13 protein-coding genes and 3 pseudogenes are annotated in these 14,231 nt (G+C 68.4%); 2 read left to right on the top strand and 14 right to left on the bottom strand.

Going from position 1 to position 14,231, the window contains the following annotated elements; all coding sequences use genetic code 11:
* Positions 1-618: 618 nt before the first annotated feature.
* Complete coding sequence (gene cutA, locus BZZ08_RS06800; RefSeq protein WP_037876769.1) at positions 619-945, top strand: divalent-cation tolerance protein CutA; 327 nt, start codon at positions 619-621, stop codon at positions 943-945.
* A 51-nt stretch (positions 946-996) separates the two neighbouring features.
* Here cutA and BZZ08_RS39425 read toward each other — a convergent pair.
* The 12 genes and pseudogenes from BZZ08_RS39425 to BZZ08_RS06740 form a co-directional block, all read right to left on the bottom strand.
* Positions 997-1,263 (bottom strand): annotated as a pseudogene (locus BZZ08_RS39425) (transcriptional regulator); the annotation flags it as partial.
* A 97-nt stretch (positions 1,264-1,360) separates the two neighbouring features.
* Positions 1,361-1,960 (bottom strand): DUF4913 domain-containing protein, encoded by a 600-nt coding sequence (locus BZZ08_RS06785; RefSeq protein WP_104631216.1) that lies wholly within the window; start codon positions 1,958-1,960, stop codon positions 1,361-1,363.
* A 93-nt stretch (positions 1,961-2,053) separates the two neighbouring features.
* A pseudogene (locus BZZ08_RS06780) lies at positions 2,054-2,959 on the bottom strand (DNA cytosine methyltransferase); the annotation flags it as partial.
* A 121-nt stretch (positions 2,960-3,080) separates the two neighbouring features.
* Positions 3,081-3,182 (bottom strand): annotated as a pseudogene (locus tag BZZ08_RS39815) (DNA cytosine methyltransferase); the annotation flags it as partial.
* A gap of 157 nt (positions 3,183-3,339) precedes the next feature.
* Positions 3,340-4,512 (bottom strand): DnaB-like helicase N-terminal domain-containing protein, encoded by a 1,173-nt coding sequence (locus BZZ08_RS06775; RefSeq protein ID WP_198601325.1) that lies wholly within the window; start codon positions 4,510-4,512, stop codon positions 3,340-3,342.
* Positions 4,509-4,739 carry a hypothetical protein gene (locus tag BZZ08_RS06770; protein WP_104631215.1) on the bottom strand — a complete coding sequence of 77 codons (231 nt, stop codon included), beginning with the start codon at positions 4,737-4,739 and terminating at the stop codon, positions 4,509-4,511. The genes BZZ08_RS06775 and BZZ08_RS06770 overlap by 4 nt, the downstream gene beginning before the upstream one ends.
* Positions 4,736-6,004 (bottom strand): type IV secretory system conjugative DNA transfer family protein, encoded by a 1,269-nt coding sequence (locus BZZ08_RS06765; protein WP_202432747.1) that lies wholly within the window; start codon positions 6,002-6,004, stop codon positions 4,736-4,738. Before BZZ08_RS06765 ends, BZZ08_RS06770 begins: the two co-directional genes overlap by 4 nt.
* 79 nt (positions 6,005-6,083) lie before the next feature.
* Positions 6,084-6,524, bottom strand: coding sequence for a hypothetical protein (locus tag BZZ08_RS40075; protein ID WP_096624751.1), 441 nt, complete (start codon positions 6,522-6,524; stop codon positions 6,084-6,086).
* 95 nt (positions 6,525-6,619) lie between these two features.
* A complete protein-coding gene (locus BZZ08_RS06755) occupies positions 6,620-7,285 on the bottom strand; it encodes a hypothetical protein (RefSeq protein ID WP_104631214.1) in 666 nt (221 codons plus the stop codon).
* Between the two features lie 365 nt (positions 7,286-7,650).
* The gene (locus BZZ08_RS39420) at positions 7,651-8,100 is read right to left on the bottom strand and encodes a hypothetical protein (protein WP_241965393.1); all 450 of its coding nucleotides are present in this window, start codon (positions 8,098-8,100) and stop codon (positions 7,651-7,653) included.
* Between the two features lie 158 nt (positions 8,101-8,258).
* The gene (locus BZZ08_RS06745) at positions 8,259-8,750 is read right to left on the bottom strand and encodes a hypothetical protein (RefSeq protein ID WP_104631213.1); all 492 of its coding nucleotides are present in this window, start codon (positions 8,748-8,750) and stop codon (positions 8,259-8,261) included.
* Between the two features lie 92 nt (positions 8,751-8,842).
* Positions 8,843-10,936, bottom strand: coding sequence for a CHAT domain-containing protein (locus BZZ08_RS06740; protein WP_133169155.1), 2,094 nt, complete (start codon positions 10,934-10,936; stop codon positions 8,843-8,845).
* A 441-nt stretch (positions 10,937-11,377) separates the two neighbouring features.
* Between BZZ08_RS06740 and BZZ08_RS06735 the strand changes: the two genes are divergently transcribed.
* Complete coding sequence (locus tag BZZ08_RS06735) at positions 11,378-12,259, top strand: HNH endonuclease (RefSeq protein WP_104631211.1); 882 nt, start codon at positions 11,378-11,380, stop codon at positions 12,257-12,259.
* Positions 12,260-12,762: 503 nt separating this feature from the next.
* Here the strand turns inward: BZZ08_RS06735 and BZZ08_RS06725 are convergent.
* Positions 12,763-13,506 (bottom strand): hypothetical protein, encoded by a 744-nt coding sequence (locus BZZ08_RS06725; protein ID WP_104631209.1) that lies wholly within the window; start codon positions 13,504-13,506, stop codon positions 12,763-12,765.
* Between the two features lie 115 nt (positions 13,507-13,621).
* Positions 13,622-14,182, bottom strand: a complete 561-nt coding sequence (locus BZZ08_RS06720) for a hypothetical protein (RefSeq protein ID WP_104631208.1) — start codon at positions 14,180-14,182, stop codon at positions 13,622-13,624.
* Between the last annotated feature and the right edge of the window lie 49 nt (positions 14,183-14,231).

Genomic DNA, 14,231 nt, shown 5'->3' with positions numbered 1-14,231 from the left:
AGTCTCTCACCGCCAGAGCGGTCTTCCTTCCGGGCGCACGGTGACTGATCATATGCCAAGTCTGTTGCAACGGGTGATCAGTTCGTCACCTGGAACACGGTCCTTGCGGCGCGAGGATTCTGACACCTCACCCCCCGAACGTCGTTCAGCGGCCTTCGATGCTTGGCTGAGCGAGGCTGGTGGGTCTGTGTAAGAGCCGAGTCTTCCAAGATTTTCGTAGGCGTTGATCGCTGCGGATGGCTGTCAGTTGAGCAGGATGAGTCGGCGCAGGAGGGAGTGGCTGGCGCGGCCGCACCGTTGACGCTTGAGCAGTTTGATCTTGCAGTTGGCGTTCGGTGCGGCTGTTGTGGTGGGGCAGGGCGGCGTCGGCGGCGGCGCGGTCGCGTTTCCATGCCGGTGGCGAGGGAGTACAGGAAGGGCAGGGCGGCAACGCTCACCAGGTGGTCAAGGCCGACCTGCTGCGCCTTCACAGTGATGTCAAGGAGGCGCTCCTTTCGCGGGTCACGGGTGCTTCGGAAGTAATCAGTGCGTTTGCGCGGTCTGCCGCCGGCTACCACCCGCCGGCTTGCGTCGAACACATGGGTAGGGTCTCGGTACCCGAGCTGGAGAGGTAGCCGCATGGACCCCGAGATCGTTATCGCGCAGACGACGAGTGACGACGAGGAGCAGGCGAAGGCCCTCGCCAGAGGCGCTGTTGAGAGCAAACTGGCAGCGGGCGTTCACATCGATGCGCCCATCACCGCCTTCTACTGGTGGCAGGGGAAGGTCGAGGCGGCTCAGGAGTGGCGGATCTCCTACATGACGTCGTCGGATCGCCTCCCCGCGCTGGAGGCATGGCTGCACGAGAGGCACCCGTACGACGTTCCCCAGTGGGTCACGCTGCCCCTGACGGGGGGCTCGGAGGCGTACCTGTCCTGGGTCGTCGACGAGACGCGCCCGCAGTAGAGGCCACCACCTCAGCGTCTCGCTCTCACCGAGCCTGTGCGCTTGGACGCTTCAGATTGTCGCGAACGTCAGAAGGTGGCTGGCCAGGTCATGCTCGGCGTCGGGGAGCCCGGCAGCGATGGCCTGCGCCCGCTGACGGCCCATGGTGTTGGGCTTCGACTCCGCCGCTGCAGCGAACTGGTGCGCGACGTAGGCCCCGCGGTCTACGTCGCCGCCGCGCAGAAGTGCCGACGCTAGGTCCCCGAGGACAACTACACCGGACTCGGGCAGTTCACCGCCGAGGCGCTCGACTGCGGAGTCGGCCGTGGCCGTCAGCTCCGCACCGTCAAGTCGCCAGCCCAGAGAGCCTCCATCGCTTCCTCGGAGTCGTCGTCGACCGGCGAGAGATCGTCGAGGCCGAAGTCGAGAATGTCGTTCACGCCGCCACCCCTGCCTGCTCGGGCGCCGGGGTGGCCAGCACCCGGTGATTGGGGCGAGTTGCGCTGGTCGTGCAGGCCGCGAACGGTCCGTCGGGCGCACGCAGGTGCGCCAGGGTTTGGTCCAGGTGGTCGCGGTGCCAGGTCGAGGGGCCGGACAAGCCGGCCTCCGTGTCAGTGAACTGCTGCCAGGCGAGCCAGAGTGCGTGGAGCCGGGCGACGGCCTCGGGGTGTTCGTGCCAGTGCGCGCACCAGGGACGGCTCGTGCTGATCTCCCGGCCGTACACCGGCAGGAAGAGGTAGTTCACCCAGTTGCTGAGGGCAGCGAGTTCGACGGCGTATTCCTTGCCGCCCAGGGCGAGGATGAACACCGAGGCGGGGCCGTCGGGCTTCTTCCCGTCAGCCGCCTCGGCTTCCGGAGCGCCGTCCGGCGGCTGGATGGCGCCGGGGTCGGGCTCGGAGCCGAGGCGGTCGAGGATGACGCCGTGCTGCCTGACCTCGGCCATGGTCTTGGCGAGGGTGCTGGCGAGGTCGTCGAGGTCTGCGTCGGGGACGCGGTACGGCTCGGGGCCGGGGGAGGTCGGGCTGGTGTCGGCCATGGGGGTGTGCTCCATCTGTGAGACGGCGACATGGCCGAGAGGATCCGGAGAATCAGCGGTTTGGTCCGGCCGGAAGAAAGCGGTAGTGGAGTGCTATCGGTCGGCGCAGCGGGGACAGCGGGGGAAGGGTGGTGCCAGCAACTGCAAGGCGCGCGAAGCCTGTTGTGGGACGACGCCGTTGCCGAGCGCGGTGAGCTGGGCTGGACGGCCGAGCTCCGGAGTCGCGGTGACCCAGCCGGCGTCGAGGCCCTGCATCCACTCCACGAAGTCCGCGCGGAGCCGACCGGCCGCGTCCGTGGGGGCCGGGGCCGGGCGGGTGAGGCTCTCCCATCGGGTGATGGCGGATCCGTACGCTCCCCATCGCCGGTTCGCGCCCCCGCCTCCGGCGTCTCCTCCGCCCAGAGGGGCAGGACCACCGCCGACAAGGGAGGCCGCCATCCCTTCCCGGGGCGGCGGCCCGGGGTGCCCGTGTCGCTGGCCCTCGGGGTCGGCAACAGAGACGCAGCGGCACTGGGCAGGGTCATGTCGCCATTGCCGTGCCGCTGGTTCGGCGAGCCCTTGATCCCGTCCGACGCCTTCGGGGTCGGCAGCAGCAGCCACTCGACCTCGTCGGCCAGGTTCGGACCGTGCCCCCCGTTCTTCCGCTTCGATGGATGCTGGCTGCCGCCGTTCTTCCCGATGTTGCTGGTCGGCGTCTTCAGCAGGGTGCCCGGCGGGCCATGCGGCGAGGAAGATCCGCTCGCGGCGGTGCGGGGCCCCGACGTCGGAGGCGCGAAGCACGAGCCACTTCGCGTCGTACCCGAGGTCGGCCAGGGATCCGAGTACGGCACCGAGTGCCCGCAGAGCAGGCTGACCTGCGGTGTCTCCCATACACCACGGGCAGGGTTCCACGTCGCCAGGGGAACCGGCGGGGGAGGTGAGGAGGCCGCGCACATTCTCGATCACAACCAGGCAGGGTCGGAGGGCATCGACCGCACGTGCGACGTGCAGCCAGAGCCCGGAGCGGGTCTGGGCGTTGAGACCGGCCCGGCGGCCGGCGACCGAGACGTCTTTGACAGGGGAAGCCGGCCGTCAGGACGCACGCCCGGGGGACGGTGCGCCAGTCGGCGGCGGTGATATCGCCCAGGTTCGGGACGCCGGGCCAGTGGCGGGCCAGGATGCGTGAGGCGTTCGGGTCGACCTCGGCGTGCCAGGCGAGCGTGCCGCCGAGCGCGGACTGCACGCCCAGGTCGAGGCCGCCGTACCCCGAGCAGAGAGACCCGATCAACGGGGCGGCGAGGCTCGGGGCCGAGGCGCGTAGGTCCGGCGCGGGCGCGGAGATGGGGTAGATCAAGGCGAGTTCCAGGGGCAGAAGAGGCTGGTGGCTAGGGGGTCTGGTCTCACGGATGGCCGCGCGAGGGTGGTCGGGCTGTCGACAGCGTGGGGAGACGGCTGGCCGGGACTGGGGGTGACGCGCCTGGGCGTGGTGTGCTGCGGGCGCGGGCGGCCTTCACTCGGTCGGGCGGCGGCTCGGCCGCCGACGGCGCGGATGCCGTGGCCTTCGGAGCCGGACTGCTGTTCGCGGTGGCCCAGCGGGCACGTACCTCGTCGAGCGGACCGAGTTCGTGCAGGGCGTGGTTGATCAGCCGGCCGGGCCCCAGAACCTCGTCCTGGGCCAAGGTCCGGATGGCTCGCGCGGAGGCGGTGGCGGTGCGGGTGACGGAGGAGCGCATCACCCGCTGTCCGAACCAGTCAGCGCTTCCGGGGACCATGCCTTCGCAGACGGCGGTCAGCTGCTCGCTCGACACTGTGCCGTCGGCCAGCAGGCCGCGTCGCTGGGCCTCCCAGAGCAGGGTGATCCGGTCGATGGGTTCGCCCCGGTGGTGCAGCGCGCCCAGGCACCGGTAGAGCTGCCCGTGGGTCGGGTCGGCGAAGTCTCCCGGCCGCAGCCAGGCCACCACCTCGCCCATGGCCCCCGGCTGTCCGGCGAGGACGGCCAGGAGGAACCGCTCGTCCTCGGCGACTTGGCCGCTCTGCCCCGGAGGCGGGATGTCCGTGGCGGCAATGGGCCCAGCGGTGGGTGGGACCGGTCGAGGATCGGTTCCCCAGCGTCGCGCATGGTCGGTGAGTACGCCGGTCAAGACGTCCGCCGTGCGCAAGGCTCCCTCGACCTCGCCCTGGACGGCGTCGGCCCGAGCCGCCTGGTGGAGACGGATCGCGTGCTGGGCGACGGTGCGGTGAATCGCCCCCTCCAGCACCATGCGTCCGTACACCGGGGCGTGCTCGGTTCGGGGACACGCCTGGATCAGGGTGTGGGCGTACGCCGCGGTCAGCCCGCGCACGTGCTGTCCGGCCTCCTCGACCGCGTCGGTCACCCACGACAGCGGCAACGGACCATCGGCCGAGAGCGCGGGATGCCCGTCGTCGCGCAGCTTGCGGAGCGCGGCGAACAGCGCCTGGTGGACCGGCCGATAGAAGTGGTCCGCAGCGAGCCACTCCAGGTGCGTGAGCTGCTCAGGGTCGAGGAGTGCGGCACCGAGGACCGCCTGCTCGGCACTCATCAGCGGGTTCACCGCCGGCCTCCGGGATCAACGCAGGACGCCTCGTCCTGCCGGATGAGGAGGTCGGCGACTGCCTGGTCGGCAGCGGCCATCGACAGCGCGAAGTCGTCCAGGACGGCGGTGAAGGCGGGATCGGAGGCGGGAACCGAGCCTGCCCCGCCGTCAAGCCACCACCGCCCACCGCGCAGGACGACGGGAGCGTGGGCCAACCGCCCCTGCTGTGGTGTGGGCGCGCTCATGCCGACAGTCCAAGATCGTCCTGGCCGATGCTCTTCGCGAGGGCACGCTCGGTGATGGCCTTCGTGGCGCGCGCGGAAGCCGGGCCGACCACCTTGGCGGAGGGCTCCTTGTACCAGGGCTTGAGGTTGAGCATGGCGACCCGGATGCCGGTGGCCAGCAGCAGAACCTTGCCCTTGGGTAGGGCGCGGATGGCGTCCGGCGGAAGGATCCGCTCCGTGCGCATGCTCACCGAGGTGGACTTGCCGCCCTCGCTGGTCGACACCGAGGTGGTCTGGACGTCGTGATCGCCGACCTGGCGGCTGAGCCGGTCAGCGAAGTCCGCGTCATCGATGCCAGATCCGATGATCTTGATGGTGGCGGCGGAGTACAGGGCGTCCATACCGGCCTCGCCCCAGCACCGCTGGCCCTGACGGTAGGACTGCAGGATCGTCATCGGGATGACGCCTCGGCTGCCCAAGTGGCTGTAGAGATCAGGGAGGTCCGAGATGCGGCAGACGTTCGCCGCCTCGTCGAGGACGCACAGGGCGGGCGGGTCGAGTCGCCCGCCGGAGCGCTCGGCCACGATCACGGCCGCGCGCATCACGGCGTCGGCCGCCGCCGCGATGATCGCGGACGCGCTGCCGCCGCCGTCCTTACTCAGCAGGTACAAGGTGTCGCGGGACGTGGCGAAGGCGAACGGCTGGAACTCGGGAAGGTCGTCGTTGGGGGTGACCCAGGCGGCGACGTCCGGGTCGAGCAGGCAGCTCGCGTACTGCCTCGCGGTCTCATAGATGCCGTCGCGCGTTTCGGTCGCGCCGGAGACGGTGCCCTGGAGCTGGGCGGCGACCGCATGGTGGCCGGCGTCGGTGAGCAGGTCCACCGGAGTGCGGTCGGCCGGCATCGCGAGCCAGGCCAGGACGTCGGTGATCGGCCGCCGGTGGGACGCGGCGGCGAGGAAGAGGGCACCGAGGGTGTTGCTCGCGGCGGTGGACCAGAAGTCGGAGCCGCTGGACTCGTCCACGCTCGCCGTCACGAAATGCCCCGCCAACCTCTTAGCCCCGGCGAGATCGCGGGCGTCAGCGAGGATGTCCCACCACATCTCGCGCGGGTGGTGGGCGATCTGCTGCGGATCGAGGGTCCAGATCGTGCCGACCTCGGCACGGGCGTCCACCGTGGTGGTGAAGGCGTCGTTCGCGGCTTTATTACTGGTAAGTAGGACCGGGCCCGGTGCCGAGAGGATCGCGGGGATCGCCAGCCCGGACGTCTTGCCGGAACGCGGGGCCATGATCGCGACGATCACGTCCTCCCAGGATGCGCGGATCTCCGCACGACCGGGATCGAGGGTGCCGAGCAGGATGCCGCGGTCAGCGGGCAGGACCTCTTTTACTCTCCCGGCCGCCCAGGCTCGGGCGCAGGCTCTTCGCCTTGGCGACGATCTCCTTGTCCAGCAGCGGCGCCAGGTCCGCCTTGCGGGCGAGGCCGGACTTGGACCCGGCACGCCAGCGCATCCACAGCACGGCTGCGGTGACGACCAGGGCAACGGTGAACAGGGCGGGGACGACGCGGGCGCCGACCATCAGCATGCTGGTGCTCAAGGCCGGCCACAGCACCTCCGGGTGCAGCAGAGCGTCCGTGATGCGGAAGGGGGCCCATGTCCCGCTTCCGACGAAGGTGTTGGTGAGATTTCCGGTCAGCCAGGCCAGGGAGCCGAAGGCCATGGCGGCGCCGAGGATGCCGAACAGGAGGTAGAGGAGCGCGTCCGACCCGGTGGTGGTCGAGGGCGCGCTGGTGCGCGGGGAAGGCACGGCGGTTCCTTGGGTGTGCGAGCGGGCAGGGGCGGGGCGCGCTCGGCTCTCGTGCAGCTCATGGGGGTACTCCTGGACGTCTGAGGCGGAACGTTTCAGCGGGGTCGGCCAGCAGAACGAGGCGCGGGCGGAGGTGCTGCGATGGCCGGCGGACTGCCGGTCAACGGCGATGTTCCGGCGCGCGGCGAGGAGGCGCGGGCCGCCCGCTGCCGGTTTGAATCGACGTTCCGGGCAGCGGACGGCACAGGAGCAGCCTCGGCACCGAGGACATCGGCGAGCAACTCCCGGCTGCGCAAGACGTTGACCATCTGGTGGTGCCGGGGCTCCGTGCGCTCTGCGGGACAGGCAGCGAGACCGTCCTCGGCGACTTCCAACTGCTCACGGACGCCCTGGAGCATCCCGTACGCGGCTGCCAGTCGGGTCCACGTCTCGAAAGTCGGATGGTGATGCGGGTCGTCGAAGTCGAGACGGGCGCGAGTCCAGTCGGCGGCAGAGGCGACGAGTTCGGTCAGCTCGGGCAGAGCCCCGACCAGTGCGCCGTTGACCTCCTCGATGATGCCCGCCACCTCATCGGGCGAGGCGTCCTCGTGGAGGTGAGAAATCATGCCGCGGACCGAGTACGGATCGGCGGAAGCGCTGGGCAGGTGCCTGACCTGCAGCGGCTTGTCGGAGCCCGGTGCCGTGCTGCGGTGGGCGAGCCGGATGTTGTGCTGCATGGCCGCACCGACGGCCTCGCCGATGCTGGAGTAGTACTCGGGCACGTTTGCCTCTTCGGGTGAGTGGTCCTTGACGGGTGAATCGAGCGCGGGCGCGCGACGTACTGGAGGCCGACGGCGGAGAGAGCGGCCGGGGTCACCGTCGGGGGGTAGAGGCGCGCGGTGGGTGACTCGTCGCAGAGCAAGGTGCCGGCGCGGAACTGGACGCCGAGGAGACCTTGGCCTGGTTCGCCGCAGGAGAAGTGGCCAGAGCGGCACCACGGTGATCACGGACGGTCCGTGCTGCGGAGTAGCTCGTCGAAGCGGCGCCGACGCGGCGTAGCTCGGCCTCGGAATCGACGAGTTCGGACTGGGCCGAGCTGACGAACTCCGAGGCGAAGCCGAACCGGTCAGCGAGCGCATACGCGTCCTCATCCAGGTCGTTGACCTGTTCTCCCGCTGCATCCAGTGCCTCCCGGACACGCTCCAGCGCCGTGCTCGGGGTGAAGGAGGTGGTCAACTGCCCGCTGAAGGCTGGCTCCGTCTTCGGCCGCACGGATCTGGTCCGTGATGCTGAGAAGTTCGGCTCCGGCGGCGTAGGGCCCCAGCGCATGCACCGGAGGGCTCATCCGGGCCGTGTCGAGAGACGGCGGAAGGGTGACGTCATAGCGAGCGGCTCGAAGCATCTCGGCCGCATGGCTGGCGATGGCGACCTGGTCGGCGAGCGGAGTGGTGGTGGGCAGGCGATGGCGTCGGCCGTGCCAGTCGTCGATCTGCTTGAAACCGGCGTGACGGAGGAGCTGCGCGGAGAGGTCATCAGTAGCGCCCTTGGCAACGACGCTGCCGCTGAACTCGGACGTGATGGTGATCGAGGTAGGCACGGAAGTCTCCGGGGCAGAGGGAGCGAAGGACCCGTTGGAGGTGGGCCAGTGGGCAGAGCGTCCGGCAAATCCGGGGTTTGGTCCGGCCGGGAATCGCTGGTAGAGGCCGCACGGTGGCGGTCAGCCGGGTGCCCCGCCGCAGCAGGGCACCCGGTCGGTCAGAAGAAGGGATTCTCTGTCGGCCGGTCGGCCCCGGTGGCGGCTCGGAGCAGTTCGGTGAGGTCTTCGGGCTCGGACGACCTCTGGTCTATCCACCACCCGGCGCGGGTCACCGTACGAGCGTTCTCCTCGATCTCCGCCCAGTCCGCTTCGCTGGTCGTGCCTTCGGTGACCAGTGCGGTGTAGGCGTTGGTCAGGATCTGGTGACGACAGCGCACGCCCCAGGGAACGGCCCGCTCGGTCCCCTCCAGGGGAGGCATCCGGTACTGCTCGGACCAGGCTTCGGACGCCGTCTGCTCCTCGGCGCGCTTCGCCTTGAGCCAGGCGGTCTTGTCCTGCTCGTCGCCCTCGTTCGAGGCGCGCCAGCAGTCCGTGCACTCCTGCCTGGCGAGCCACTCGGCGAAGCCGGCGCGGCGGTCGGCCGGTCGGTCGGACAAGTCGCGGTCGGCATGGTGACCACAGGTGTGGTCGATAGGCCAGATCGTCTTCAACCGTGAAGGATCATCCCAATTCCGCCTGCCAGTTTGGGTGACCAGCGCGCTGGCGATGCCTGGCCCCCGTAGCCCCTTGCGTGCACCATCGGTCATTCCAGGAAGGCGGCGCTTCCCCAGTCGAAGATGGTGGGCTGCCTGAAGCCGTCCAAGGGCTCGGCTACCAGGGACCCGATACCACGGTCACCAAGCTGACCGGCCAACGTGGCCCAATCCTGTTGCAGATCGCGCAGAGCGTTGGCGAATGCCTCCGCGTAATCGCTTCCGTCAGCGAGTTCGATTGCGAGGAGCGCACCGAAAACGGTGGCGGCATCTCCGTCGACTGGCCACAAGTGGCCAATGACCGCTTGGTCGGGTCCCACCACGGAACGGGCGATTCCCCGGTCATCATAAGGGCCTTGTGTGTCTGCGGCCGCGCTGTCACAGGTATTGAACACAACGAGTCGTCGGGTTGACGCTGGCGGCCGCGTCACGCGGGCGAGGTCGTCGAGGAAGACGTATTCGCTGTCGCTGAGTACGACAGCAGATTGGTCGGGCGCGTAGGGAGGATGCGACCCGTGCGCGACGACCCAGATGACGTCGTAGTCATCGCGCTGGAACTCGGCAAGGAATCGGTCGCAGGACAGGTCATCGCCAGTGATTACGTCGACAGTCTTACCAGCGTAGGAAAAAACTGTCTCCACGATGATGGCTTCCGTACGAGCTGACGGTGCATCGCCGCACCACAACTGCACTCGTTCCACAGGACGGTCCGGCAGCGGTGCTCGCAAACTGACGGCCAGCGGAAGGGCCGGTCCTTGCGCGCGGGCCAGCAGCGCTTGTACCGGGGTTAGGCTCGGCAGCAGCGAGATAAAGGCGGCGGCGTTTTCACTAAAGGCGAATTCCACGAGATCCGCTACGTCGAGATGGGCGTGCAGGGCGTCGTGCAACTCCTCTGCCTGCGTCAGATCTTTGCGCCCGGTGGCAGGGTGAGTTAGTGCGGTGTCGCCTTGGCCGCGGGTAACCAAGGCTTTCCCCAATGCCTTATTGAAGGCCGTGGTGAGACGGTTGCCCGAGTCCGGGAGGTCAGGTGATGGGGCCGAACCTGGCCGGAACCAGACCTTACTTCCGGCGTTCGCCAGCGTAAGGCACCGGTCGTTGCGAGCCTGATCCGCTGGTACACCCCGCCAGATGCTCAGCAGCTGGGTCAGGTGCAGCGCGTCACCTGACTGGAGAAGCCGGTACTGAAGCTGGCCCAAAATGGAGAGAACGATACCTCGATCGCGTGACACCTGCGCCGGATCGCTCTCGCTCTCCACTATGGCGATGACCTTCTCCACCTGCTGCAACAATTCAGGCAGGACGGCGTCCCCCTCGTTCTTGGGCATCCCCAAGAACCGACTCACCTGAAGATTCAGGGCGGCGAAGGGATTCATGGAGACATGTTGTACCGCCCACGCCGCGATTACAGTGGGGTCGCGATGGGTCACCGGAGGCCGCTCCCCGGCCAGAAAGGCAGCCATGGCCCCCGCGAGAGGGTGAGTAGGATTGGCCAGTAGGAGAACCTCCAAGGCGTGTCCTAGGAGGCACGCCGGCCGGCGCAAGTCCTGCCAGACCAAATGTTTTGCCAGGTGAAGGGCAGCCTCCACCACATGCTCGTCCCCGGTCGGCAAGGCACGGGCGCAGATGGAGAATACAGGTGCACGGAAGCCCTGAGCCAGGTGCTCGCCGGTACTGTGGTTATTGGCCAGATAGAACACCATCGGCGCAAGCAAGATGACGATTCGCTCCACGGACTTGGCCCAATACGGGTCTTTCAGGGCCCGGTCGACCGGCCCCAAGTCAATGTCGATCGATCCGCCCTCGTTGTCTGAGGTAGCCACCGCCCGATGCAGCCACTCCCACATGGCTAAGGGTTGCGCACACTCGAACGCCAGCCGCGCGGGGGCCCAGCAGACGCCCAGTGCTAGAACAACACGCGCCCCTTCAGGAACCCGGGGAACGACAGCTGGAACACCTCGAATGTCGCTCAGGAGCGCTTTGGTGAACTGCTCCCACATGTGGGGGGTGTCCTGAAGGTGATCCTGTTGAAGTCGGATATGGGCAAGCAACTGCGCCACACTGGTCGGATCCGTGGGATCCACGTCCAAATTGGAAGGCACGTCGAGGTATCCGGCAGCGGAAGGAAACAACTCATCGGGTCGCACCTGCGTCAGACTCGCTCTCTGCCCTGCAGGGCGTTGCACTCCCACACCTGACTCGGCAGTTGGGCCGAGTGGGCTGGCGACACGTCGGTTAGCCCGACACGTCCTACCCTATCGGCGTCTGTGGCTGCTGTTGTGGGCGTCTGCGTCCGCTCTAGCAGGCTGCGCTGGGGTGTTGACCAGCAGGTGACATGCGCCCATCGCTGGACGGCCAGCGCAAGAAGACTGATCTGTGACGAACACGGCACTTTACTCGAGATCGTCACCATTGCACTGAAAGCAACGACGTCGCCGTGGCCGTGGCCGTGGCCGTGGCCAAGCTTAGATTCACGAGCTGCGACCGTGATGGCACCGCGTGATCAGATGACCCAGGCACGGGTTGCAGCCCGGCGAGATGCTGGATTTCCCAGGTCGGAGCGGCTTTGACCACTTATCGTCAGTCCGGTGAGCGACTTCGGCCCTGGTGCCCGCCTCTGCAAGATCCTGTTCGGTCGCGCGACGGGTTGCGCGTACCCCGACTGCTCAGAGCCTCTGATCGAGGAGCACCGTGGCCACCAGAGCCCGAACGTGGAGGTGGCGCACATCCGGGCCGAGAAGCCCGGCGGGGCTCGGTACGACCCGAACTTCACCAAGGCCAACGGCAAGCTCAACGGCGAGGAGAACCTGCTGCTTCTGTGCCTCAAGCACCACAGGTGGGTGGATGCCCATGAGGAGTCCTACCCGACCGAGGAGCTGCTTGCATGGAAGGCGCGGCAGGTTACGGAGAGCCGGGGTGCCGGCCTGAGCGCAAAACAGTTGGATCAGGTTGTCAAGGCGTTCACCACGCCGAAGGCCGAAGCGGAAGCGGTCGGTGCCAGCAGTGTTGGCATCGTCACCAAGATCGAGAATCTCAAGGACGTTAAGCCGGTCAACGTCGACTCCATTGAGTTCTTTCCCGGGGTGCGGATCTCGAACGTGGGGGCCATCGACTTCACTGTCGATGGCGTGGGTTTTGATCTCGACCTCGACGGACAACTTTCGGCCTACCTGTTCCCTCCGGCACATCGCTTGCATCAGCCGGTGAGGCGACTGCAACCACAGTCGAACAGTGTTTGGGTCGCAGACGCCGACGACCTCCGGAGACTAGCCAAAGAGATGATCAAGATGGCGCGGGTGCCCACTCGGTTCCGTGCCTTCGGGGATCTCGGATCAGGCAGTCGAGTCCACGGCCCGTGGGTGTCGTCCCTGCACCTGCCGGTTTGGGAGGGCCACGTGACTCAGGAGTGGCTGGACGGGTTCGTCGACCTCGCCAAGCAGACGCGGGCGCAGTTGGGGCGGGGCACCTGAAAATAGAACATGCATGCGCAGCAAACCGCTTCGAGCGGAGGCCCCTGAGATGCGGCCCCAGCCGCCCTCTCGGAGGCTGGGGCATGGAGCGACGTGTAGTCGTCTACCCGCCCGACGAGCGTGGGCGGCGCAAGGTTCGATATGACGGGCAGATCCTCGGGACCGCCTACCAGGCGGGTGACGTGGTCGAGTTCCTGCGGGAGGCCGGCCACCCGGACCCGGACGCCGTGGACCTCACGGACAAATACCGCCCATTCCGCCGAGAGCTGGGGACGGCGATTCACTCTCTTTCCCCTCTGTCTGGCTGCTAGAACGACGGACCAGCGGCCCCGAAGTCCTCGCGGGTCTTGTGCCGATGGCACGGGCGGAAGAGCGGTTGAACGTTCCCGTCTGAGTCCGTCTCGCAGAGCTCCCCTCGGCGGTCGCTCGGGCCGGCGTTCCGCAAGTTCTGATAGCCGGGATGAACAGCAACAACCATGGGCGGGCCTCCTTGAGGAGTTGGATCAGCGGTCGCGGGAGTACGCGACGCGGGGGTCAACCGGCCGGACCGCCGGTGTGGTGACGGCGGCGGGGACCGGCGCCCTGCCCGGCATACCGGCACGGGCCGGGCTGGCGGCGAGCGCGGCGGCGCTCAACGGAGACGCGCGAACGGGACCACGGCCGCGCTCACGGCCGACGGCCGGCGTGGCAGCAGGGCGGGGCCGAGCCGTCACCTCTTGAGCGAGGCGGGGCTGCACTGCGACCTGGAGCCCCGAACGGTGCAGGGCCACCGTGGCGTCGGCGACCTTCCCCAGCGCCTCGACGCGATCGGTGGTCGCGGGGAGCGTGTAGATGTCCAGGCTCGAGTTGTGCCGCCAGCCGTCCTCCACCAGCGCGAGCTCGCTGAGGCCGGAGACACGGTCGTCGAGGGCTGCGACGATGCCGAGCTGCGGGTGATCGGCGAAGGCGACGTCTGGTTCACCGAGCGGACCGCGGTCGCGTACCTGTGCCGTGTCGGGCGCCAGTGCAGGGTCAAGTGCGACGTCCACATCGACCTGGTAGCCGGCCTTGCGCAGCAGCTCGATGGCCCGGCTCGTACGGCCGTGTCCGTCACGGTTCTGGTCGGCGAGCGCGTACAACGTCGGCTGGTCGGGGACGGGATGGAAGTCGAACCCATTGAGCATCCAGGTGCTGGCCGCGAGATTCTTCGGGTTCGCGGCGACGATGCCGTGGACGGGGTGGTGGCCGAAGGCCAGGTCGGGCAGCACGTCGTAGTGGCTGGGCGTGGCAGATCCATCCGAGGGGGGTGCGGTTACAGGTGCGGGCGACGGGCGGATCAGTTCTGAGGGTGCGGTGCACGGACGACTCCTGGATCGCGGTCGGTCATAGCCGGGGAGCGGATGAGGAACTGGCCGACGGCGGCGCGGCCCGCGCGGAAGACTCCGGCGGCGCGGTCGGGAGCGCGCGCTGGCCGACCGACGGCGAAGAGGCGAGAGCGACACTCGCCCGGGATGGAGCGGAGTCGGGCGGGAGCACGGTGGCGGCGCGCGCCTTGCCGCAACGTTCCTGCTCCTGGCGTGGTTGTACGCCAAGCTGGTCCAGGCGGGCGTCGACAGCGGAAAGAAGGTCCGGCACGCTGCCGCCGTGGCGCGCATGCGGACCGTCCGGCTCGGAGTCGTAGATCACCTCGTAGACGGCGGGCTCGGCGGACCGGTGGCGGGTGACCATCCAGCTTTCCGGGGACTCGGGGTGCTCGGAGGGTGGCTCCTGCGGGGGCGAGATGATCAGCGAACTGCCGTCGGGAAGCTCGGCGTGGACGATGTAGTCGCTGAGGCCGTACTCGACGGTGCCCTCCAGGCCGCGCTGCCCGAGCGCGGAACAGAGGGCAGCCTGAATGCGACGCGGATCGGACACGGCGGTCGGGGGCGAGGCTTCGAGGTGCATGGAGTTCTCCGTTGCGAACGTCCCGCCGCACGGCGGGAGCCGGCGGGGC

The organism is Streptomyces sp. MH60, from assembly GCF_002939385.1.
In the GTDB taxonomy this organism is placed as follows: Bacteria; Actinomycetota; Actinomycetes; order Streptomycetales; family Streptomycetaceae; genus Streptomyces.
This window is presented reverse-complemented; position numbering and strand designations above follow the sequence as displayed.

Coding starts and splice junctions, on each gene's coding strand:
- BZZ08_RS06770 (WP_104631215.1), bottom strand. CDS start 4,739: ATGAGCGCGCCCACACCACAGCAGGGGCGGTTGGCCCACGCTCCCGTC.
- BZZ08_RS06720 (WP_104631208.1), bottom strand. CDS start 14,182: ATGCACCTCGAAGCCTCGCCCCCGACCGCCGTGTCCGATCCGCGTCGC.
- BZZ08_RS06785 (WP_104631216.1), bottom strand. CDS start 1,960: ATGGCCGACACCAGCCCGACCTCCCCCGGCCCCGAGCCGTACCGCGTC.
- BZZ08_RS06765 (WP_202432747.1), bottom strand. CDS start 6,004: ATGGCCCCGCGTTCCGGCAAGACGTCCGGGCTGGCGATCCCCGCGATC.
- cutA (WP_037876769.1), top strand. CDS start 619: ATGGACCCCGAGATCGTTATCGCGCAGACGACGAGTGACGACGAGGAG.